This is a genomic window from Microbacterium sp. che218 (assembly GCF_040436305.1).
Taxonomy (GTDB): Bacteria; Actinomycetota; Actinomycetes; order Actinomycetales; family Microbacteriaceae; genus Microbacterium; species Microbacterium algihabitans.
The window spans coordinates 2,795,443-2,817,211 of record NZ_AP031501.1 but is presented as its reverse complement, the minus strand read 5'-3'; the positions used below and the strand labels follow the sequence as shown (position 1 = coordinate 2,817,211).

18 protein-coding genes are annotated in these 21,769 nt (G+C 71.5%); 7 read left to right on the top strand and 11 right to left on the bottom strand.

Annotation, left to right across the window (positions count from 1 at the left end; genetic code table 11):
• Nucleotides 1–13 precede the first annotated feature (13 nt).
• The 6 genes from ABXS86_RS13210 (at nt 14) to ABXS86_RS13185 (ending at nt 7,150) form a co-directional block, all read left to right on the top strand.
• A complete protein-coding gene (locus ABXS86_RS13210) occupies nt 14–1,456 on the top strand; it encodes a lipopolysaccharide biosynthesis protein (RefSeq protein ID WP_353664779.1) in 1,443 nt (480 codons plus the stop codon).
• Between the two features lie 43 nt (nt 1,457–1,499).
• Nucleotides 1,500–2,591: a glycosyltransferase family 4 protein gene (locus tag ABXS86_RS13205; RefSeq protein ID WP_353664778.1), complete on the top strand. Its 1,092-nt coding sequence runs from the start codon at nt 1,500–1,502 to the stop codon at nt 2,589–2,591.
• 61 nt (nt 2,592–2,652) lie between these two features.
• Nucleotides 2,653–3,555, top strand: coding sequence for an SDR family oxidoreductase (locus ABXS86_RS13200; RefSeq protein WP_307213916.1), 903 nt, complete (start codon nt 2,653–2,655; stop codon nt 3,553–3,555).
• A 185-nt stretch (nt 3,556–3,740) separates the two neighbouring features.
• Nucleotides 3,741–5,135 (top strand): alpha/beta fold hydrolase, encoded by a 1,395-nt coding sequence (locus tag ABXS86_RS13195; protein WP_353664777.1) that lies wholly within the window; start codon nt 3,741–3,743, stop codon nt 5,133–5,135.
• Nucleotides 5,132–6,685 carry a GMC family oxidoreductase gene (locus ABXS86_RS13190; RefSeq protein ID WP_353664776.1) on the top strand — a complete coding sequence of 518 codons (1,554 nt, stop codon included), beginning with the start codon at nt 5,132–5,134 and terminating at the stop codon, nt 6,683–6,685. Before ABXS86_RS13195 ends, ABXS86_RS13190 begins: the two co-directional genes overlap by 4 nt.
• Before the next feature lie 120 nt (nt 6,686–6,805).
• Nucleotides 6,806–7,150, top strand: a complete 345-nt coding sequence (locus ABXS86_RS13185; RefSeq protein WP_154097209.1) for a LysR family transcriptional regulator — start codon at nt 6,806–6,808, stop codon at nt 7,148–7,150.
• Between the two features lie 77 nt (nt 7,151–7,227).
• Here the strand turns inward: ABXS86_RS13185 and ABXS86_RS13180 are convergent, their stop codons facing one another.
• From ABXS86_RS13180 to ABXS86_RS13130, 11 genes are all read right to left on the bottom strand, one after another.
• Nucleotides 7,228–8,874 carry an ABC-F family ATP-binding cassette domain-containing protein gene (locus ABXS86_RS13180; RefSeq protein WP_353664775.1) on the bottom strand — a complete coding sequence of 549 codons (1,647 nt, stop codon included), beginning with the start codon at nt 8,872–8,874 and terminating at the stop codon, nt 7,228–7,230.
• A gap of 359 nt (nt 8,875–9,233) precedes the next feature.
• Nucleotides 9,234–10,163, bottom strand: a complete 930-nt coding sequence (gene xerD, locus ABXS86_RS13175; RefSeq protein ID WP_307213921.1) for a site-specific tyrosine recombinase XerD — start codon at nt 10,161–10,163, stop codon at nt 9,234–9,236.
• A 1-nt stretch (nt 10,164) separates the two neighbouring features.
• Nucleotides 10,165–10,743: an NUDIX hydrolase gene (locus ABXS86_RS13170; protein WP_353664774.1), complete on the bottom strand. Its 579-nt coding sequence runs from the start codon at nt 10,741–10,743 to the stop codon at nt 10,165–10,167.
• Nucleotide 10,744: 1 nt separating this feature from the next.
• A complete protein-coding gene (locus ABXS86_RS13165; RefSeq protein WP_251508627.1) occupies nt 10,745–12,442 on the bottom strand; it encodes a CTP synthase in 1,698 nt (565 codons plus the stop codon).
• Between the two features lie 38 nt (nt 12,443–12,480).
• Nucleotides 12,481–15,342, bottom strand: coding sequence for a hypothetical protein (locus ABXS86_RS13160; RefSeq protein ID WP_353664773.1), 2,862 nt, complete (start codon nt 15,340–15,342; stop codon nt 12,481–12,483).
• On the bottom strand, nt 15,339–17,033 hold the full coding sequence (gene recN / locus ABXS86_RS13155; RefSeq protein ID WP_353664772.1) for a DNA repair protein RecN: 1,695 nt from the start codon (nt 17,031–17,033) through the stop codon (nt 15,339–15,341). Before recN ends, ABXS86_RS13160 begins: the two co-directional genes overlap by 4 nt.
• The gene (locus ABXS86_RS13150; RefSeq protein ID WP_353664771.1) at nt 17,030–17,950 is read right to left on the bottom strand and encodes an NAD kinase; all 921 of its coding nucleotides are present in this window, start codon (nt 17,948–17,950) and stop codon (nt 17,030–17,032) included. The genes recN and ABXS86_RS13150 overlap by 4 nt, the downstream gene beginning before the upstream one ends.
• Complete coding sequence (locus ABXS86_RS13145; protein ID WP_353664770.1) at nt 17,947–18,747, bottom strand: TlyA family RNA methyltransferase; 801 nt, start codon at nt 18,745–18,747, stop codon at nt 17,947–17,949. Before ABXS86_RS13145 ends, ABXS86_RS13150 begins: the two co-directional genes overlap by 4 nt.
• Nucleotides 18,744–18,908, bottom strand: coding sequence for a hypothetical protein (locus ABXS86_RS13140; RefSeq protein ID WP_251508613.1), 165 nt, complete (start codon nt 18,906–18,908; stop codon nt 18,744–18,746). Before ABXS86_RS13140 ends, ABXS86_RS13145 begins: the two co-directional genes overlap by 4 nt.
• A gap of 19 nt (nt 18,909–18,927) precedes the next feature.
• Nucleotides 18,928–19,965 (bottom strand): HAD-IIA family hydrolase, encoded by a 1,038-nt coding sequence (locus ABXS86_RS13135; RefSeq protein ID WP_353664769.1) that lies wholly within the window; start codon nt 19,963–19,965, stop codon nt 18,928–18,930.
• A complete protein-coding gene (locus ABXS86_RS13130; protein ID WP_353664768.1) occupies nt 19,962–20,738 on the bottom strand; it encodes a hypothetical protein in 777 nt (258 codons plus the stop codon). The genes ABXS86_RS13135 and ABXS86_RS13130 overlap by 4 nt, the downstream gene beginning before the upstream one ends.
• Between ABXS86_RS13130 and ABXS86_RS13125 the strand changes: the two genes are divergently transcribed.
• On the top strand, nt 20,709–21,653 hold the full coding sequence (locus ABXS86_RS13125; RefSeq protein WP_353664767.1) for a hypothetical protein: 945 nt from the start codon (nt 20,709–20,711) through the stop codon (nt 21,651–21,653). The two genes, ABXS86_RS13130 and ABXS86_RS13125, sit on opposite strands and share 30 nt — an antisense overlap.
• Nucleotides 21,654–21,769 lie beyond the last annotated feature (116 nt).

The following is a 21,769-nucleotide window of genomic DNA, read 5'->3' as shown; positions in this document are numbered from 1 at the left end:
CGAGGAGCTCCCCGTGATCCCCACCGATGTCACCGCTCCTCGCCGAGGGGCGGCGCTGCTGCTCCTCGGCGCCCAGTGGGGTCGGTACGTCGCCCAGATCCTCGGCATCGTCGTCTTGGCCCGGCTGGTCGGCCCGGCCGACTTCGGCATCGTCGCCCTCGCGGCCTCGGTCGCGGGGCTCGCCGCGGTGCTCGGCGACTTCGGCTTGAGCATGGCGGCGCTGCGCGCTCCGACGCTGTCCGACGCGCAGCGCACCAACCTGTTCTGGATGAACGCGGGGATCGGTCTCGCGGCGACGGGGGTGGTGCTCGCGGTGGCCCAGCCGTTCGCGGCCGCCTTCGACGATCCGCGCCTGGTCGCGGTCATGTGCCTGCTGGCGCCGGCGTTCGCCCTACGCTCGGCGAGCGCGCAACTGCGCGTGGAACTGAACCGATCGGGACGCTACGGGCGCCTCGCAGCCAGTGAGCTCTGCGGCGACCTTTCGGGGCTGGTCGGAGCCGTCGTGCTCGCCCTCCTCGGCGGCGGGTATCTCGCCCTCGCCCTGCAGGGCACGATCGCGGCGGGTGTCACCCTCGTGCTGTCGGTGATCCTCACGCCGTGGCGTCCGGGGCTGCCGCGGCGGGGAGCCGCGATGGGCCCCCTGTTGAGCTTCGGCGGCAACACCTTCCTGGTTCACGTGCTGAACTACGCCGCGACGAATGTGGGCACGGTGTCGGTCGCGCGGGTGGCCAGTGACCAGGTGATCGGTTTGTTCAACCGGGCGACCCAGCTGGTGAACCTCCCGATCGATCAGCTCATCACACCCCTCACGCGGGTGGTCATCCCCGGACTCGCGGATGCCGAGGACACCGCCGACCTGCAACGCCGACTCGTGCGCCACCAGACGCTGCTCTGCTACCCGACCCTCGCCTACCTCAGCCTCTTCGTGGCCACCGCGTATCCCGCGCTCGATGTGGTCCTGGGGTCGGCGTGGACCGGAGCCGCGCCGTTCGTGCCGATCCTTGCGGCCGGGGCGCTGTTCCAGATCCTCGGCTACCCGCAGTACTGGGCCTTCGTGTCGACGGGGCGATCCGGGCTGCTGCTGTTCTCGGAGATCAGCGGACGCGTGGCGACGATCGCGCTCGCGGTGGTCGTCGCCCCGGTCGGCCCGGCCGCGGTGGCCGGCGCCATCGCGCTCGGGCAGTTCCTGCTGTGGGGCGTCGCGGCGGTGTTCTTCCTCCCCCGCACCGGCGTCTCGTCGGCGGCCCTCCTGCGCGCGGCGATCCGGCCGATCGTCGTCTTCGCCGTCGCCCTGGGGGCAGGCCTCGCCACCTCGACGCTCGTTTTCACCTCCCTCCCCTCGCTCCCCCGCCTGGTCGGCGTCGGTGGCGTCTGGGTCATCGTCGTGATCGCACTGCTGCTGGCGATGTGCCGACGCGACCTTCGCGTGTTCGGGGGCTTCATCCGACGCCGCTGAGGGGCCTCCCGCCGGCTCGACCACTCGTCGGGAAGGCCTCGAGATGACCATCGTGAACGCCCGGTTCCTGACCCAGGGGACCACGGGGATCCAACGCTTCGCCACCGAGATCACGCGCGAGCTCCTCGGCATCCGCGACGACCTCACTCTCGCGGTCCCCCCGGGCGACCTCGACGACGCGGGGCTCGACCGCTCGCGCATTCAGACCGTCGGGCGCTTCACGGGTCACGCGTGGGAGCAGATCGACCTCCCGCGCTTCGCGCGGCGTCGCGGCGAGATGCTGGTGAACCTCACGAGCACGGGCCCCATGTGGCACCGCCCGCAGATCTCCACGTTGCACGACATCACGTGGATCCGTCACCCCGACAGCTTCAGCCGCCGCTTCCGGGCCCTCTATTCGATCGTGATCCCCCGCGTCGTCGCGCACAGCGAACGCATGATCACTGTGAGCGAGTTCTCCCGCGGAGAGATCTCGCGGCGGTTCGGCGTGCCCGCCGATCACTTCGCCGTCGTCTCGAACAGCGCGCAGAACATCCTCGCGCTGGCACCTACGCCGCCGGCGACCCCTTCGAACCGCCCGTACCTGCTGGCCGTCTCCTCCCCCAACCGGCACAAGAACGTCTCCCGCATGCTCGAGGCGTTCGCGGTCTTCGCCCGGACGCACCCCGAGGTCGAACTCCGCGTCGTGGGAAGCCAGACGAACAGCTTCGCCCGGCAGCAGTTCGACACCGCCGATGCGCGGGTGCACTTCCTCGGCCGGGTCGACGACGCCGAACTCGCCGGCCTGTACCGCGGAGCCCTCGCCTTCGTCTTCCCCTCGCTCTACGAGGGCTTCGGCATCCCGCCGATCGAGGCGCAGATGTGCGGCTGCCCCGTCATCGCGGCGCGCGCCGCCTCCCTCCCCGAGGTGCTCGGCGACTCCGCACTGTACGTCGATCCGCTCGACGTCGACGACATCGCGGCGGCCATGTCCCGTGTCGCCGACGACGAGGGCATCCGGGCGCGGCTGATCGCCGCCGGTGAACTCAACGCCCGGCGCTTCTCGTGGCGCGAGTCCGCGCAGAAGGTCAGCGATCTGCTCGATGAGCACTCCGGCATCCGCCCCACCCGCCTGCGCGGTGCAGCGCTCCGATAGCTCGACCGTCGCGCCCGTCAAGGGCGGTGGCCGCGCGGCGGGTGCTGCCTAACGTCGGGGCATGACCAACGATCGCGATCAGCTGACCTTCGACAACCCCGTCACCCGCTACGCCCGCGTCGAACCGCCCATCCAGCACCAGCCCGAGCCCGGCGTCCAGGCCGACATGACCCCGGTCCCCGATCTCGGCGAGAAGACCTACCGCGGTCTCGGCCGTCTGGTCGGGCGCAAGGCGCTCATCACCGGCGGCGATTCCGGCATCGGCGGAGCCGTGGCCATCGCCTTCGCCCGCGAGGGGGCCGATGTGGCCATCGTGCACCTGCCCGACGAGCAGCGCGACGCCGATCACGTGCTCGAGCAGGTTCGGGATGCCGGCCGCACCGGCGTCTCGATCGCCACCGACATCACCGACCCGGCCGCGTGCCGCGAGCTGGTCGACCGCGCCGCCGAGTCCCTGGGCGGCCTCGACATCATCGTGAACAACGCGGGCAAGCAGGTGATGGTCGAGAAGGTCGAGGACCTCTCCGACGACCAGTTCGAGCAGACCTTCCGCACGAACGTCTTCGCGCCCTTCTGGATCACCAAGGCGGCGCTCGCGCACCTGCCCGAAGGCGGGTCCATCATCAACACAGCCTCCCTCGAGGCCTACGTGCCCGCCCCCGACCGTCTCGACTACGCCGCCACCAAGGCCGCCATCAACAACCTCTCGAAGGGCCTCGCGCAGCAGCTCGCGTCACGCGGCATCCGGGTCAACGTCGTCGCCCCCGGGCCCACGTGGTCGGCTCTGCAGGTGAGCCAGGGCGTCTCCGACGACCAGATGGAGCACTTCGACGACGAGAGCACCTACCAGCGGGCCGGCCAGCCCGCCGAGATCGCGCCCGCGTTCGTGTTCCTCGCCTCGGCCGAGTCGAGCTACGTCTCGGGCGAGACGCTCAACGTCAACGGCGGCATGGTCACGCCCTGAGACCCGCTCCGACGCCCCGGCCCGCTTCGCGCGGCCGGGGCGTCCGTGCGCGCGCCCAGACCCGGCGCCATCGCCTCACGACCCTCCCGCACCCGACCCTCGACGGCGCGGCCCACGCGCTTGCGCAAAACGTCTCGATCCGCAACCGACCCATGTCGCGTGTACGGGTGCGGGAGCGTTAGTGCATGCCCACCGACACCGCTCCCGCCCCCGGCGGAGCGCCCCTCACCCTGTACATGCTCCACGCGCTGGGCGCGAGCGCCGGCTCGTTCGACCGCCTGGCCGACGAGCTCGCGGGGGTCGTGCACGTCGTCGGCATCGATCTCCCCGGCTTCGGCTCCGCCGCGAGCGCGCCCGACGCCACCGTCGACGAGACCGTCGACCACGTCATCCAGCGTCTCGCCGCCCACTCGCGCGGGCCGTGGATGCTCGGCGGACACAGCATGGGCGGCAAGATCGCCGCGCTCGTGGCGTCCCGCGTGCTGCGCGGCGAGGCGGCGCTCTTCGGGCTGCGCGGCATGGTGCTCATGGCCCCGTCGCCGCCGCGTCCCGAGCCCATGGATGAGGAACGCCGGGAACTCATGCTCTCGTGGGTCGACGACGGCGCGATCTCCGAGGCGGATGCCGAGACCTTCATCGACCAGAACACCGCCGAGCCGCTCGACGCCGGGGCGCAGTCGCTCGCCCTCGCCGACCTGCGTCGCACCTCACCCACGGCGTGGCGCGCCTGGCTCGAGACCGGCAGCCGCGTGGACGCGACCGCCGCGGTCGGCACGCTGGACGTGCCCGCCCTCGTGATCGCCGGGACCGACGACGCTGACCTCGGGGCCTCCGCGCAGCCCGAGCTGCTGGCATCCGTGTACCCCCGGGCGCACTTCGTGACGCTCGAGGACACCGGGCACATGATCCCCCTCGAGCGGCACGTCGACGCGGCCGCAGCCATCTCGCGCTTCGTCACCGAAGAAGCAGGGGTCGGTCCGGTCGTCCCCGACGAGTGGGTCGAGCTCATCCGCAGCGAGCGCGTCGATGCGCGCGTGCGCGGCACCCTCGCCCGGCGCGCGCTGCCGGACGACCGCGGATACGCGCCCGAGGTGCTCGACATGGCGCAGTTGACGCTCCTGCGCGAGATCGCCGACCTCGTCGTTCCGCAGGAGGGACCGGTCATCGACATCGCCGCCCGCGTCGACGCCCAGTTGGCCCGCGGTGAGGGCGACGGGTGGCGCAATGCCGATCTGCCCGGCGACCCCGAGGCGTACCGTCGCGGGCTCGACACGTTGGCCGCCGCCTGGCCCACCGATCCGTCGGAGCGCAGCGACCGCCTCAAGGCGGCCATCGAGGGCGACTCCGACCTCGACGGCCCCCTCGACGCCGACCAGCTGAAGGCGTGGCTCGAAGACGCGCGCAACGACCTCGTGCGCCAGTGGCTCGCCCACCCCGCGAGCATGGCGCGCGTCGGCTACGACGGGTTCGCCACCGGCGGCCGCCCCATGCGGGGGTACGTCGAGCTGCGTCTCGGACGCCGCGAAGTCTGGGAGCCGGCGAACGTCGGCGGCACGATCGCGACGGGAGACGCGGCATGAACCTCGAAGCGATGCGCACCTTCACCGACGACGAGACCGTCGACGTGGTGGTGATCGGAACCGGAGCCGGCGGAGCCCCCCTGACCGCCGAGCTCGCCCGCAAGGGACTCACCGTCGTCGCGCTCGAGGCCGGGCGGCACTTCTCGCTCGACGACCTCACGCCCGATGAGACCGAGGCCGTCGAGATCAACTGGATGTCGGAGCGCCTCAGCGGCGGAGACGACCCGACCGCGTTCGGCCCCAACAACAGTGGGCGCGGCGTGGGCGGCTCGATGCTGCACTGGGGCGCGTTCACCCCTCGTCCCGACCGACGCGACCTGGTCCTGAAGACCGAATCGGGCGTCGGCCGCGACTGGCCCATCGACCCCGATGAACTGCTGTCGTACGTCGAGCGCGTCGAGGGCGACATCGGCGTCTCGGGGCCCACCCCCTATCCGTGGGACCCGAGCCGCACGTACGCCTACGCACCGGCCAAGCGCAACGCTCCCGCCAACCTCGTGGCCAAGGGCTGCGACGCCCTCGGCGTGCGGTGGGCCGACGCCCCGGCCGCGGTGCTCACCCGCGCCCGGCTGCAGGATCACCACGGCGAGCGCGGGGCGTGCGTCAACTGCGGCGAGTGCCACCAGGGGTGCCGGGTGGATGCCAAGGCGTCCACCGCCAACACGTACCTGCCCGCGGCCGTGGCATCCGGTGCCGAGATCCGCAGCGAGTCGATGGTGCACGGTATCGAGCTCGACGCCCGCGGCCACGTCGAGGCCGTCGTCTACCGCAAGGGCGGCGTCGATCGTCGTCAGCGGTGCCGCGCCCTGGTGCTCGCCGGCGGCGGTGTCGAGACGCCGCGACTGCTGCTGCACACCGGCCTCGCCAACGACAACGGCCAGGTGGGCCGCAACTTCCTCGCGCACGGCGCGACGCAGGTGTGGGGCCGGTTCGACGAGCCGGTGCGCGGGCACCGCGGATACCCCTCGTCGCTCATCAGCGAAGACATGATGCGCCCGGCCGACGCCGACTTCGCCGGTGGCTACCTCGTGCAGAGTCTCGGGGTCATGCCGTTGACGTTCTCGACCACCCTCGTGCGCGGCGGCGGCCTCTGGGGTCCCGAGCTCATGCAGCGTCTCGATCAGGCGCGGTTCATGGCCGGCATCGGCATCAACGCCGACTGCCTGCCCTCCGACGACAACCGCCTCGAGCTGGTCGACGAGCTCGACGAGTTCGGCATCCCGCGCGCACGGGTCACGTTCACCGCCGGTGACAACGAAAAGGCGATCGACAAGCACGCGACCGCGTTCATGCTGCGCGTGATGGAGGCCGCCGGAGCACGCGAGACGATGGTCCTCGCCCGCACCGCGCACACGATCGGCACGTGCCGCATGTCTGACGACCCGTCCGATGGCGTTGTCGATGGCGACGGCCGGTCGCACGAGATCCCGAACCTGTGGATCTGCGACAACTCGGTCTTCCCCTCGGCGATCGCCGCCAACCCCGCGCTGACGATCATGGCCCTGTCGCTGCGCACGGCTGATCGCTTCCTCGCCTCCGCCGCCGCCTGACCCCGGTCACTCGGCCGGGCACACCCGTCGAGCGTCCACGACACGCCGTTCGAAGCCCCTCGAGCGCGGCGTGTCGTGGACGCTCAACGGGATGCCGCTCGACACGGGAGAATGGATGCCATGAAGCTCGAGCACCTCGTCCGGTTCGCCGCCCTCGCTGAGGAGCTGCACTTCCCGCGCGCGGCCGAGAAGCTGCGCATCCCCCTCGCCTCGTTGTACACGACCGTCGACAAGCTCGAAGAGGAGGTGGGGCAGCCGCTTATCTCGCGCACCCCGCCGACCCAGCTCACCCCGGCCGGCCGGCTGCTCCTCGAGGAGGCGCACCACCGCATCGCCGACGCTCCTCCCGCCGCGCCCCGACAGAAGGCCCCCGGCGGCGGCAAGGCGAAGGCCAGCAAGGGCAAGGGCCGCGCCCCGATCGTGAAGGGCGAGCCGAAGCCCTACAAGAAGCGCCAGGGCCGCTGACCCCGTCCTCCCCCGCGCATAAACGCCATTCGCGCGCGTAAACGCGCGCTCCTCGCGTTTAAGCGCGTTGAAAGCGTTTATGACTGGAGTTCGGTGACCTGACCGGCCTCGACGCGCCAGCGGCGGTCGGTCTGCACCGCGGCGAGCATGCGCCGGTCGTGCGTGACGAGCAGCAGCGTGCCGGTGTAGGACTCGAGCGCCTGCTCGAGCTGCTCGATCGCCGGCAGGTCGAGGTGGTTGGTGGGCTCGTCGAGCACGAGCACGTTGACGCCCCGCGCCTGCAGCAGCGCCAGTCCCGCGCGCGTGCGCTCTCCGGGCGACAACTCGTCGACAGGGCGGGTGACGTGAACGGCCTTGAGCCCGAACTTCGCCAACAGGGTGCGGACCTCGCCCGCGTTCATCTCGGGGACGAACCCCTCGAAGGTCTCGGCCAGCGGACGCCCGCCGACCAGCAGCGATCGCGCCTGGTCGATCTCGCCGATCGCGACGCTTGAGCCCAGCGAGGCCGATCCCTCGTCGGGGCTCTGACGGCCCAGGATGCCGCGCAGCAGCGTCGACTTCCCGGCGCCGTTCGGCCCGGTGATGCCGATGCGCTCCCCCGCGTTGACCTGCAGCGACACCGGCCCGAGCGTGAAGTCGCCCGGGCGGAAGACCGCACCCGACAGCGTCGACACGACCGAGCTCGAGCGCGGTGCCGAGCCGATCGTGAATTCGAGCTGCCATTCCTTGCGCGGCTCCTCGACCTCGTCGAGACGTGCGATCCGGCTCTCCATCTGACGCACCTTCTGCGCCTGCTTCTCGCTCGACTCCGTCGCCGCCTTGCGGCGGATCTTGTCGTTGTCGGGTGACTTCTTCATGGCGTTGCGCACGCCCTGACTCGACCACTCGCGCTGCGTGCGGGCGCGCGAGACGAGATCGGCCTTCGTGTCGGCGTACTCCTCGTACTTCTCCCGCGCGTGACGGCGCAGGGTCGCGCGCTCCTCGAGGTAGGCGTCGTAGCCGCCCCCGTAGACGCGGTGGGAGTTCTGAGCGAGGTCGAGCTCGAGCACCCGGGTCACCGAGCGGGCGAGGAACTCGCGGTCGTGGCTGACGAGCACGACCCCGCCGCGGAGTCCCTTCACGAAGGTCTCGAGCCGCTCGAGTCCGTCGAGGTCGAGGTCGTTGGTCGGCTCGTCGAGGAGCGCGATGTCGAAGCGCGAGAGCAGCAGAGCCGCCAGCCCGACGCGCGCCGCCTGGCCGCCGGAGAGGCCCGTCATCTCGGCATCCGGTCCCACCTCCAGGCCCAGGTCGGCGAGCACGATCGGCATCCGCTCGTCGAGGTCGGCCGCGCCGCTCGCGAGCCAGCGCTCGAGGGCGGTGGCGTAGGCGTCGTCGGCGCCCACGATCGAGGCGTCGCCGAGGGCCGCCGCCGTGGCATCCATCTCCTTCGTCGCCTCGGCGCACCCGGTGCGGCGGGCGATGTACTGCGCGACGGTCTCGCCCGCGACGCGCTCGTGCTCCTGCGGGAGCCAGCCGACGAACGCATCGTTCGGCGCGAGGCTGATCGATCCGCCCTGCGGCTCGTCGACGCCGGCGAGCAGACGCAGCAGCGTGGACTTTCCCGCACCGTTCGCTCCGACCACGCCGATCACGTCGCCCGGCGCGACGGTGAGGTCGACGCCGTCGAAGAGCGTGCGGTGTCCGTGGCCCCCGGCGAGGCCCTGCGCGACGAGGGTGGCGGTCATCCCTCTAGTGTCTCAGGCCGTCCCGCCCCCGACCGCAGCCCCCGATGCCCCTGAGCTTGTCGAAGGGACCGGACGCACCCAGGTCCCTGAGCCTGTCGAAGGGACCGGACGCACCCAGGTCCCTGAGCCTGTCGAAGGGACCGGACGCACCCAGGTCCCTGAGCCTGTCGAAGGGACCGGAACCCACTGCAACCGCCCGGGGGCTTCGACACGCTCAGCCACCTCCGCCCCGCTGCGCCCTGAGGTCCCCGCCGAAGGGACCGGAACCCACTGCAACCGCCCGGGGGCTTCGACACGCTCAGCCACCTCCGCCCCGCTGCGCCCTGAGGTCCCCGCCGAAGGGACCGGACGCCACCGCCTCACCGCGCCCGCGGGTGCGAGGTCGCGTACACGTCGCGCAGCGCGTCGACCGAGACGTGCGTGTAAATCTGCGTCGTCGATACCGAGGCGTGTCCGAGCAGCTCCTGCACGACGCGCACGTCCGCTCCGCCCTGCAGCAGGTGCGTCGCGAACGAGTGCCGCAGCGTGTGCGGCGAGACGTGGGCGGTGAGCCCCGCCTTCTCCGCGGCGTCCTGGATGATCAGCCACGCGCTCTGGCGCGACAGGGGCGCCCCGCGCACGCCGAGGAACAGCCGCGGTGTCGCCCGCCCCTTCGCGGCGAGCGCGGGTCGCACGCGGGTGAGGTAGGCCTCGACCGCCGCGCGCGCGTACGAACCGACGGGCACGATCCGTTCCTTGTCGCCCTTGCCGCGCACGCGCAGCAGGTCGCCGTGGGCGGTGTCGTCGACGTCGAGCTGCACGATCTCCGAGACACGGGCTCCCGTCGCGTACAGCAGCTCGAGCAGTGCGCGGTCGCGCACGGCCGCCGGCTCCGCGGCGGAGGCGTCGGCCGAACCGGGCGCGGGTCCCGCGGCATCCAGCAGCTGATCGACCTGGGCGATCGTCAGGGCCTTCGGCAGGCGGCGCGGTGCCTTGGGCGGACGCAGTCGCCCCGTGGGGTCGGCATCCGCTCGCCCCTCCCGCACGAGGAAGCGGTGCAGCCCCCGCACCGACGACTGCATCCGCGCGAGCGACGACGAGGCCGGCGGCGGCTCGGCCGAGGCGCGCTCGGCCGCGAAGTCCGCGATCAGGGCGGGCGTCACGGCCTCCACCTCGACGACGCCGCGCTCGCCCAACCAGTCCGTGTAGACGGACAGGTCGCGGCGATAAGCGGCCACGGTGTGGTCGGAGAGCCCGCGCTCGAGCGCGACGTGCCGAAGGTAGGTCTCGACCGCGCGCTCGAGCTCCACGTCAGCGCGCGGAGGCCTCGCGGCGCAGCACCTCGGCCGCCGCGAGGGCGCCCGTGGCCAGGATGCCGTTGCGCAGGCGTCCCGCGAGCACGCCGTCGATGACCTCGGCCAGCGGCACGCGCTCGAGGCGCATGTCGGACTCCTCGTGTTCGCGCTCGAAGTCGGTCTCGACCGCGCGCAGGCCGCGCGCGAGGAAGAGGTGCACGACCTCGTCGTTGCCGCCGGGGGTCGTGTGCATCGACACGAGGTGCTGCCAGCGGTCGGCGGCGAGGTCGGCCTCTTCGGTCAGCTCGCGTTTGGCGGTCTCCATGGGCGGCTCGCCCGCGACGTCGAGGAGTCCGGCCGGGATCTCCCAGTCGCGCTCCTTGATGGGGTGGCGGTACTGCTGGATGAGCACGACGCGCTCCTCGTCGTCGATCGCGACGACGGCCGCGGCCCCCGGGTGCTCGACGTACTGGCGGGTCATCTCGCTGTCGCCGTAGCGCACGGTGTCGGAGCGCACGTCCCAGACCGCGCCTTGGTAGACCAGGTCGGTCGAGACGATCTCGAGGTCGACCTTCTCGTCGCGCAGCTCTTGCATGTCAGTCCTCCTCGACGTCGAACAGCTCGCTCGAGCGGTGACGCTCGAGGGCCGCGCCGACCAGACCGCGGAACAGCGGGTGCGGCTCGGTGGGGCGCGAGCGCAGCTCGGGGTGCGCCTGCGTCGCGATGTAGTACGGGTGCACGTCGCGCGGCAGCTCGACGAACTCGACGAGGTCGAGGTCGGGGTTGAGGCCCGAGAACACCAGGCCCGCGTCGCTCAGCTGCTGGCGGTAGGCGTTGTTGACCTCGTAGCGGTGGCGGTGGCGCTCCGAGATGTCGTTCGATCCGTAGAGATCCGCGGCGAGCGAGCCCTCCGCGAGCGCGGCGGGGTACAGGCCCAGGCGCATCGTGCCGCCGAGGTCGCCGCTTTCGAGGATGTCGACCTGCTCGGCCATCGTCGCCACCACCGGGTGCGCGGTGTCGGGGTCGAACTCGCTCGACGACGCACCCTCGAGACCGGCGACGGTGCGGGCGTACTCGATGACCATGCACTGCAGGCCGAGGCAGATGCCCAGCGTGGGGATGCCCTGTTCGCGCGCGAACCGCAGCGCACCGAGCTTGCCCTCGATGCCCCGGATGCCGAAACCACCGGGGACGATGATGCCGTCGACCGCGCCGAGGGCCTTGGCCGCGCCTTCGGGCGTCTCGCACAGGTCGGAGGGGATCCACGTGATCTTAACGTGGGTCTCCTGGCCGAAGCCACCGGCCTTGATGGCTTCGGTGACCGAGAGGTACGCGTCGGGCAGGTCGATGTACTTGCCGACGAGGCCGATCGTGACCTCGTGCTTGGGGTTGTGCACGGCCTGGAGCACGCGGTTCCAGCGCGTCCAGTCGACGTCCGCGGCCTTCGAGATCTCGAGGGTGTCGACGATGTAGGCATCGAGGCCCTGGTCGTGCATCATCGACGGGATGTCGTAGATGCTCGGCACGTCGATCGCGTTGACCACCGCGTCTTCGTCGACGTCGCACATGAGCGCGATCTTGCGCTTGTTCGACTCGGTGACGGGGCGGTCGCTGCGCAGCACGAGGGCGTCGGGCTGGATGCCGATGGAGCGCAGCGTCGCGACGGAGTGCTGCGTCGGCTTGGTCTTCTGCTCACCCGAGGCGCCCATGAACGGCACGAGCGAGACGTGCACGAAGAAGACGTTCTTGCGGCCGAGCTCGTGACGGATCTGGCGCGCCGACTCGATGAAGGGCTGCGACTCGATGTCGCCGACCGTCCCGCCGATCTCGGTGATGATGACGTCGGGCTGCGGCTGCTCGCTGGCCTGCAGGCGCATGCGGCGCTTGATCTCGTCGGTGATGTGGGGGATGACCTGCACGGTGTCGCCGAGGTACTCGCCGCGGCGCTCACGGGCGATGACCTGCGAGTAGATCTGGCCCGTGGTGACGTTCGCGGCCTGGCTGAGCTCGATGTCGAGGAAGCGCTCGTAGTGGCCGATGTCGAGGTCGGTCTCGGCGCCGTCGTCGGTCACGAAGACCTCGCCGTGCTGGAACGGGTTCATCGTTCCGGGATCGACGTTCAGGTACGGGTCGAGCTTCTGCATGACAACGCGCAGACCGCGTGCCGTGAGGAGGTTGCCGAGGCTTGCCGCCGTCAGGCCCTTCCCCAGGGAGGAGACCACGCCTCCGGTGACGAAGATGTGCTTCGTCGTGAAAGTCGTGTCGTCTGAATGTCCCGCGTCCGAAGTCTTCATCACGGGCTTCGATCCTATCAGTCAGTGGTGAGAACTGGTCAGCGCGTCGCCGCACTCTTGCGTCTCGGGCGTGCCGGATGCCGAGGGCGCTCGCCCGGCGCGGAGGTGCGCCGCGTCCGGATGAACGCGAAGACCATCACGACGATCGACACGACGAGCGGAACGAGCACCATGGGCAGGATCGGGTCGTCGTCCGACGCCTCCCCCGCGGCCCAGCCTACGAGGAACATCTGCGCGATCGTCAGGCTGGGCGGCATCCATCGTGCGAGGTCGCGTTGCACGCCGATCCGGCTGCGCGCGAGGCTTCCGACCAGTCCCAGAACCACCGCGAGCAATCCCAGGACCGGCCCGAGCGCCCAGGGCAGACCGATCCACAGCGCGTGGCCGATGCCCGGTGCGGGGGACGCAGCGAACGTCCCCTCCGCGAAGCGGAGCTGCACGCCGCCGTAGCCGTCCGGCCACAGACTGTCGGACTCGTACTCGTCGTCGACGTTCTCGTCGAACGCCACCACCGCCTGGTCACCGCGTTGCAGCGTGTCGCCGAACGGGATCGGCGGCTCGTCGGGTCGGTTCGGGGTCCCGTCGAGCCATCCCGAGCCGTCGGTGAGGCTGTCGGCGAGCTCGTCCGAGAGGGTCAGGCTCATCCGCAGTCGCTCGGTCTCGAGATCGGGGAGCTGCCACGTCCACGTCCACCGCGGCATCAGCGCCGTCCACGTGAGCTCGTCGACGGCGGCCCCGTCGGACTGCGCCGCCACCACGGGGCGATCGAGCGTGTAGCGGACCTCGACGTCGTGCTCGCCCTCCCAGTCGTCGGGCAACCGGGTCTGCACGACCGCGTACCCCATCCGTCGTGTCTGTTCGAAGGGCGACGCCTGACCGTCGACGGTGATCTCCTGCACGCGCAGCCCCTGGTCGTGGCCGTCGACCACGTCGCGCCACGCGCGCGTGATCTGGGGCACGGCCCGCAGGTGCGCCGCGACGTCCGCCCGCAGGCGCTCCACCACGTCGAGCCGCGCGGAGCCGTCGTCCGAGCGGACGAGCGTGGCGTCGAACCGGGCGTCGGTGACGGCGACGCCGTACGACCCGTCGAGATCGTCGAGCACGTCGCTCTGGTCGGGCGGCGGGCTCGTCGGTGACGCCGTCAGGAACGCGAGCGCGACGGCTCCACCCACCAGGGCGATCGCGGCGAGGCGCACGCCGAGCCGACCCGCGCCGAAGAACGTCGGATCGGCTCCGGCTCGTCGGCCGATGCCCTCCCGGGCCAACAGCTCTCGGACGAGGCGGCCGGCTGCCCGCGGACGAGCGAACATCACCACGTAGGGCAGATCGGCCGAGCGCAGCGTCGTCCGCTCCGCGGCCAGGGTCTGATCGAGGTGCAGGCGCTGGCCAAGCAGGTGTTCGCGCGCGAGGGCCCCCTCGCGGGTCAGCGGACGGGCACTCAGTGCGATCGCGATGACGGCGACGGCGAGCATCGCTCCCGCGACGGCGGCCACCGGCGGCCACCACTCGAGCGTCAGCGCGCGTTGATGCGACAGCTGCCGGGCGAGCCCGAACTGCAGGGCGGTCAGCGCGATCGCCCCGCCGAGGAAGGCGTCGCGCACGAACCCCCGCGGAACCCGCCGCAGGCCATCGTCGAACTGCGCACGCCACGCGGGCGAGAAGCGGAACGCACGAGCCGCGGGTACGAGATCGCCCCAGCGCCCCGCACGATAGCCCGCTCGCGCGAGACGCCGCGTCAGGCGCGGATCCTCCGGCGAGCGGCGCCACGCCTCGAGGGCTTCGGCGAGCGCTGCGGTCCGCCGTTCTCCCCACAGGCGCGCGTCGAGCGCCACCGAGCTGCCTTTGCGTCGCTGCGACTCGGGCACGAACCAGGCGCGCCCGCGCGCATCCCCCCACGCGACGGCTCGCGCCGCGAGTGCGAACAGCACGCCCACCGCGAGCAGCAGCAGCGGGACGAACGGACCGTAGGCCTGCACGTAGAACAGAGGCGAGGGCCCCGGCATGGCGAGCGTTCCGGGCGCGAAGCGCAGGGTGAACCAGAACGAGCCGTGCGGCGGGATGTTCTGGTCGTTCGAGACCTCGTACACGAGGGGGTCGGATGCCGCGTCCTCCGGCTCCAACGTCGTCGACCCGCTCACCAGCAGCCAGGCGATCCCCGATGTGGGCTGACGGGCGTACGTCGCGGCGAGGTCGCGCGGCACGCTCACGCGTAGAGAGCTCCCCGCCACCCCGTGCGGCCAGTCCGGCCCGAACACGTCCCACTCGAGCACCTGATACGACTGCTGCGACGACGGATCGCGGTCGTCGTAGGCGAGGTCGCGCAGGTCGTAGCTGAGCACGACGTCATGGGAGCCGGTGAGCCGCTCGCCGGCGTCGATCGTGTAGGTCGTGCGGGTGGGGCCGGAACTCGTGCGCGCCTCGACGATCGCATCGTCGAGCCTCGCCTCGCGCAGCTGCGGACGCAGATCATGCCCCTCGTACTGGGAGGCGACGACCCGCTCGATCGCGTGCTCGTCGACGTCGTCGGGGAACACCGCCGTGAAGCGTTCCTCCACACGGGCGACCAGCCGCCCCTCGTCGTCGCGAACGACCACGTACTCAGCCGAGAAGTCCTTCGCGAACCACGTGCTGGTCGCATCCTTCGCCGACGAGGTGATGTCGTCGAAGGTCAGCGGGGCGTTCACGACCGGTCCGACCAGGAGCAGGACCCCGAGCGCGGTCACCGCCGCCCAGAACACGCGGATGCCGGTGCGCAGCCGACGGCCGCCGTGCGACCGCAGCCATGCCTCGAGTCGTTCCAGCAGCCGAGACAGCGCGAGCCAGAGCGGCGTGTGCTGGGGTGCAGGAACGAGCGTCGCCTCCGGCGGCGCCTGTCTCGCGTCGTCGGGGGCGTCGGTCATCGCGATCGCCCGGTCTCCAGCAGCTCGCGGGCGTGGGTCAGTGCGGCGTCGGAGTCGCTCAGTCCGGAGAGCAGGCGTGCCATCTCCGCTTCGCGCTCCGCACCGTCGAGGCGGCGGACGCTCGACGCCGTGACCGACCCGTCGTTCGCCTTCACCACCGTGAGGTGGTTGCCGGCGAACGCGGCGACCTGCGCGAGGTGGGTGACCGCGATCACCTGCGATGACTCCGCGAGACGCGCCAGACGGCGTCCGACCTCGATGGCCGCAGCCCCTCCGATGCCCGCGTCGACCTCGTCGAACACGAAGGTCGGAACGGGGTCGACCCCCGCGATCACGACCTCGATCGCCAGCATCACCCGGCTGAGTTCGCCACCGGACGCACCCCGTGACACGGGTCGCGGATCGGCACCCGGATGCGGGGCGAGCAGGATCGACACCTCGTCACGCCCGTGGGCGGCGGGAGCGGCGGGGCTCACCTGCACGGTGAGCGTGGCGTCGGGCAGGGCGAGCGCGTGCAGCTCTTCGGTGACGAGCGAGCCGAGACGGAGAGCGGCGTCTTCTCGAGCGGCGGTGAGGGCGGCGGCCGCGGTGTCGAGCTCGGCGGCGGCGGCATCGCGCTGCGCCGCGAGTCTCTCGAGGCGGTCTCCGTCGTCGTCGAGCTCGACGAGGCGGGCGGATCCCGTCTCGAGCAGGCCGATCGCGGCATCGACCGAGCCGTGCGCGCGCACGAGCGCGGCGAGAACCCCGCGACGCTCATCGACGGCTGCCAATTCGTGCGGACCCGATTCGTCGAGGTCGGCGAGGTACCCCGACAGCGCGACCGAGGCGTCCGTCGCGCGGTAGCCGAGTTCGGCGACCTGCTCGGCGATCGCGGCGAGGTCGTCGTCGCTGGCGGCGATGCGCTCGAGCGCGCGACGGGCTTCGGCGAGCAGGGTCACGACGTCGGGGGAACCGTCGTCGTTCGACAGGGCGGCGTGCGCGGTGACCGCGGCGATCCGCAGCTCTTCGGCGTTCGCGAGGCGCTCGGCACGCTTGGCCAGTTCGTCCTCTTCGCCGGGCTGCGGGGCGATCGCTTCGATCTCGGTGATCGCGGCACGCAACTGCTCCGCTTCGCGCGCGCGGTCGTCGCGGTCCGTCGTGAGCGTCGTCAGTTCGGCATCGAGGCCTCGCCACTCGTCGAAAGCCGCGCGATAGGCGGAGCGCGCGGCCGTCACCGCTTCGCCTCCGAAGCGATCGAGGGCGTCGCGCTGGGCCGACGCCGAACGCAACCGCAGCTGGTCCGACTGGCCGTGCACCACCACGAGATCGTCCGCGAGATCGGCCAGCACTCCGGCGGGAGCCGTGCGGCCGCCGACCGTGGCGCGACCGCGCCCTTCGCTCGAGACGGTGCGCCCGAGGTAGAGCTCGGCGTCGCCGCTGCCGACCGGCTCGACATCGCCTCCGGCTTCGCGCACGCGCGCCGCGACGGGGCCGTTCTCGGGCACGAGCCACACGCCTTCGACGGCGGCCTGAGCCGCGCCGGAGCGCACGGCGCCGGAGTCGGCGCGGGCCCCCAACAGCAGACCGAGACCCGTCACGACCATCGTCTTGCCCGCGCCCGTCTCACCCGTGATCGCGGTGAAGCCGCGGCCGATGGGCAGCGTCGCGTCGGCGATCACGCCGAGGTCGCGCAGACGCATCTCCTCGATCACGAGACGCCTCCGGCCATGCCGCGCCACCCGGTGACGGGCAGGCGGAACTTGCGGACGAGGCGATCGGTGAACGCGGCGGGGTGCAGACGGGCGAGGCGCACCGGACGCGAGGAGCGACGCACCATCACGCGCGCGCCCGGGGGCAGCTCGTGCGAGCGTCGGCCGTCGCACCAGAGGATGCCACTGCCGCTCGTGCGCTCGAGCACCTCGACCGCCACCATCGCATCGGGGCTCACGACCAGTGGCCGGGCGAACAGCGCGTGGGCCGAGAGGGGGACGACGGCGATCGCCTCGACCGTGGGCCAGATGACCGGGCCGCCCGCCGAGAAGTTGTAGGCCGTCGATCCGGTCGGCGATGCGACGACGATGCCGTCGCAGCCGAACGACGACAGAGGTCGTCCGTCGACCTCCATGACGACCTCGAGCATGCGCTCCCGGCTGGCCTTCTCGACGGTCGCCTCGTTGAGCGCCCAGGTCTCGAAGATGACCTCGTCGTCGGCGTCGAGCACGCGCACCGCGAGGGCCAGCCGCTCTTCCACCGAGTAGTCGCGCGCGATCACCCGATGCACCGCGTCATCCATGTCGTCGCGCTCGATCTCGGCAAGGAAGCCGACGTGGCCCATGTTGATGCCGAGGATCGGGGCGGTCCCGCCGCGGACCATCTCGGCCGCCCGCAGGATCGTTCCGTCGCCGCCGAGCACGATCGCGAGCTCGACGTCGTCGATGCTCACGTCTTCACCGAGCGTGGCGACGCCTTCGAGCGAGAGGCGGTCGGCGAGTTCGGGGCGGTCCTCGGCCGACACCACCGGCGTCGCACCTGCGGCCCGTACGGCGGTGAGGATGCGTTCGGCGGCGTGGACGGTGTCGTCACGGCGCGCGTGGACGACGAGGAGGATACGGCGATCGCTGGGGGTCATCGGCTTCCGGTCAGTCGGGTCACGGTGCTCTCCCATTGTGAGGGGTCGGTGCCCTGTGCGGCCGAGAACCACGCGACGTACTCCTGGTTGCCGTGCGTTCCCACGATCGGCGAGGCGATGAGTCCTGCCGTGCGGAGCCCGGCGTCCCACGCCGCCCAGAGCACTCCGTGCACCGCGTCGGAGCGCAGCGCCGGATCGGTCACCAGACCGCCCTTGACCGCGGTGCGGCCGACTTCGAACTGCGGCTTGATGAGCAGCACGACGTCGGCGTCGGGCGCGGCCGTCGCCACCACCGCGGGAAGCACGTGGTGCAGCGAGATGAAGGACAGGTCACCGGTGACCACGCGGGGGCGCTCGGCGACACGTGTGGCGGCGGCGAGGTTCTCGGCGGTCATGAACCGCACGTTATACCCCTCCACCGACACCACGTCGGGGTCGGATGCCACGACTGTGGACAACTGCCCGTGCCCGACGTCGACGGAGAGGACGGGACGAGCGCCCCGCTCCCGCAGGACCTGCGTGAATCCGCCCGTCGATGCGCCCATGTCGAGCGCGACGGACCCCTCGATCTCGAGGGAGAAGGCGTCGAGAGCCGCGAGGAGCTTGTGCGCTCCGCGGCTGACGTAGTGGTCGGTGCCGGCGACGACGATCTCGCTGTCTTCTCCGACGGGCGCAGAGGCTTTCACCACTGCGCGGCCGTCGACGGAGACGAGACCGCCGGCGATGAGCTGGGCGGCGTGGGAGCGGGATCGCGCGAGACCGCGCGAGGCCAGCTCGGCGTCGAGGCGCGCCGTCACGGTCGCGGCGCCGACGGGTCGCTCGGAGCGGATTCCAGGCGGCGGGCGAGCTCGTCGTGCAGCGCGGCGAAGGCCTGCGCGCGCATGTCGAGAGGCTGCTCTTCGATGAGACGCAGCCGATCGATCAGCTCGGGAGCGGCATCCGGGGCGGTGTCCGACATGGATGCCATGCTACCGAGGTCAGCGCACGCGGAACGGGTCGGCGTAGAGCCTCTCCGGAACGCGGAAGCCGAAGATCGCGCGACCGGAGTTCCAGATGGCCGCGGCGCCGGCGCGCAGCAGATCGATCTGGCGGTCCCCTGCCGACACGATGCGCAGGTCGACCCCGTCGATCTCGACGATCGCGTCACCAACGCGAGTGCGCTCGCCCTTGACGATGGTCGCGGGATACGGCTCGAAGAGCTGACGGAGGTCTTCCACGATGTAGTCCGGACGCTGCGAGGGCGGTGCGGCGAGCACCTGCTTGGGCCGGTCGATGCCGGTGAGCACGAGCAGCGACTTCATCTCGGCCGTGAGCGCGCCCTGGATGTCGGTGTCCAGTCGGTCGCCGATGAAGAGCGGGTTCTCGGCTCCCGTCCGGGTGACGGCCTCGTCGAAGATCGGGCGCTCGGGCTTGCCGGCGATGGTCGCGAGGCGACCGACGGCGGTGTGCACCGCAGACACGAGCGTGCCGTTTCCCGGCGCGATCCCGCGCGCCTGGGGGATGGTCCAGTCGGTGTTGGTCGCGACCCAGGGGATCCCGCCCTCTTCGATGGGCGTGGCCAGGGCGTAGGCAGCTTCGGCGAGCTGCGCCCATCCCACCTCCGGAGAGAACCCCTGCACGACGGCAGCGGGAGAGTCGTCGGCGCTGCGGGTGACGACGAACCCGGCCTTCTCCACCTCGACGACGAGTCCCTCGCCACCGATGACCAGGAGAGTCGCCCCCGCCGGCACGAGGTCGCGCATGAGGCGCATCGCCGCCTGCGGGCTCGTGGTGACATCGGAGGGCGTCACGTGCAGACCGAGCGAGGTCAGGTGCTCCGCGACCGACGCGTCGGTGCGCGACGCGTTGTTGGTGATGTACCCGAGACGCCGACCCTCCTGCTGGGCGCGGTTCAGGCTGTCGACGGCGTGCGGCAGCGCTCCCGGCCCCGCGTACACGACACCGTCGAGGTCGGCGAGCACGACGTCGACTCCGTCGAGCGGCGTCGGGTCGGCTTTGCCGCGCCCGAAGATCATCGTGCGTCCTCCGCCTTGTCGTCCTCAGCGTCGGTGCCCTCAGCGTCGTCGTCAGCGTCCACGTCCACGTCAGTGTCAGCGTCCGCGGTGTCGACGTTGCGCTCGGTCACGTCGGCGGGCTGGATCTCTTCGACGGACTCCGCGTCTCCGGTGGATTCCGCCTCATCATCGGCGACGGGAATGACACCGGATGCCACCTCCACCCCGCCCTCGTCGTCGATCAGGTCGATCTCCTCGACCACGATCACCTCGCGGTCGGCCACGCCGGCGGCGGCATCGAGCGCGTCCGCGGCGATCTCCGCGCGTCGCTCCCACTCGGCGGCCTCGTCGAGACGACCGAGTTCCTCGAGCACGGCCGCGCGGGCGGAGAAGAGCGCCGGGCTCCACTCGAAGGCGCGGTCGGGGTCGGCCTCGGGGATTTCGAGCTCCTGGAGCGCGCGATCCGCCTGGCCCAGGTCGAGGCGGGCGCCCGACATCGCGATCGCCAGCTGCACGCGCACCGACGTCGAAAGGGTGGAACGATCGACAGCGCGTCCCTCCTCGAGTGCGCGGTCGGGGCGACCGACCCCTCGCTCGCTGTCGACGATGAGGGGCAGCTGCTCGTCGGAGCCGGTGATACGACGATGGGTGCGGAGTTCGCGCAGCGCGAGAGCGAAATCGCCGACGGCGTAGGCCGTGATGGCAACAGTCTCACGCACGACGCCGACACGGCCGGCGCTGCGCGACGCGGCGAGAGCGTGCGCGTGGGCCAGCGCCGGGTCTTCGTCGATCACTCGTGCCGCCATCGCGAGGTGACGTGCGACGTTGTCGGCGTTGTCCTTGCTGAGCGTCTTCAGCTCGTTGCGGGCCGCGCCCGGAAGATCGTACGCAGTGACGTCTTCCGGCAGCTCGGGTCCGCGTTCGCGTTGGTCCTGCGGCGGGCGCGTGGCCCGCGCGTCATCGCGATCGAAGCGACGCGGTGCTCCGGCACCCGGGCGGCTGTCGCGCGTCGGACGGCGGTCGCCGCCGCCGAACCCGCGGGACTCGCCGCCGCGGTACGACGGCCGGTCGCCGTCCTGTCGGAAGGGCCGGTCGCCATCGCGACGCTGCGGACGGTCACCGTCACGACGGAACGGACGGTCGCCATCACGCGGCGGACGGCTCCCGCCGTCGCGCTGGAAGGGACGGTCGCCATCGCGACGAACGGGGCGATCACCATCGCGCGGCGGACGGCTCCCGCCATCACGCTGGAACGGACGGTCGCCCTCACGACGCACCGGACGGTCACCGTCACGACGGAACGGACGGTCGCCATCACGCGGCGGACGGCTTCCGCTGTCGCGCTGGAAAGGACGGTCACCATCACGACGAACGGGCCGGTCACCGTCACGACGGAACGGACGATCGCCATCACGCGGCGGACGGCTCCCGCCATCACGCTGGAACGAACGGTCGCCCTCACGGCGCACAGGGCGATCCCCGTCACGCGCCGGACGGCTTCCGCCATCACGCTGGAACGGACGATCGCCATCACGACGAACGGGCCGATCGCCGTCACGACGAACGGGCCGATCGCCATCACGACGGAACGGACGATCGCCATCACGCGGCGGACGGCTTCCGCTGTCACGCTGGAACGGACGGTCACCGTCACGACGAACGGGTCGCTCGCCATCACGACGGAACGGACGGTCACCCCGAGGAGCTGACCCTCCGCCGGAGGACTGTCCACGTCCGGACGCGCGGTCGCCCGAGCGCCCTTCGTTGCCCTTGCGCTCGTTCGCGTCGTCCGTCGACATGACTGTCCTCCTCAGGGTAAAAGTAC

Coding starts and splice junctions, on each gene's coding strand:
- ABXS86_RS13205 (WP_353664778.1), top strand. CDS start 1,500: ATGACCATCGTGAACGCCCGGTTCCTGACCCAGGGGACCACGGGGATC.
- ABXS86_RS13200 (WP_307213916.1), top strand. CDS start 2,653: ATGACCAACGATCGCGATCAGCTGACCTTCGACAACCCCGTCACCCGC.
- ABXS86_RS13195 (WP_353664777.1), top strand. CDS start 3,741: ATGCCCACCGACACCGCTCCCGCCCCCGGCGGAGCGCCCCTCACCCTG.
- ABXS86_RS13190 (WP_353664776.1), top strand. CDS start 5,132: ATGAACCTCGAAGCGATGCGCACCTTCACCGACGACGAGACCGTCGAC.
- ABXS86_RS13185 (WP_154097209.1), top strand. CDS start 6,806: ATGAAGCTCGAGCACCTCGTCCGGTTCGCCGCCCTCGCTGAGGAGCTG.
- ABXS86_RS13180 (WP_353664775.1), bottom strand. CDS start 8,874: ATGACCGCCACCCTCGTCGCGCAGGGCCTCGCCGGGGGCCACGGACAC.
- ABXS86_RS13170 (WP_353664774.1), bottom strand. CDS start 10,743: ATGCAAGAGCTGCGCGACGAGAAGGTCGACCTCGAGATCGTCTCGACC.
- ABXS86_RS13165 (WP_251508627.1), bottom strand. CDS start 12,442: ATGAAGACTTCGGACGCGGGACATTCAGACGACACGACTTTCACGACG.
- ABXS86_RS13160 (WP_353664773.1), bottom strand. CDS start 15,342: ATGACCGACGCCCCCGACGACGCGAGACAGGCGCCGCCGGAGGCGACG.
- ABXS86_RS13150 (WP_353664771.1), bottom strand. CDS start 17,950: ATGACCCCCAGCGATCGCCGTATCCTCCTCGTCGTCCACGCGCGCCGT.
- ABXS86_RS13140 (WP_251508613.1), bottom strand. CDS start 18,908: ATGTCGGACACCGCCCCGGATGCCGCTCCCGAGCTGATCGATCGGCTG.
- ABXS86_RS13135 (WP_353664769.1), bottom strand. CDS start 19,965: ATGATCTTCGGGCGCGGCAAAGCCGACCCGACGCCGCTCGACGGAGTC.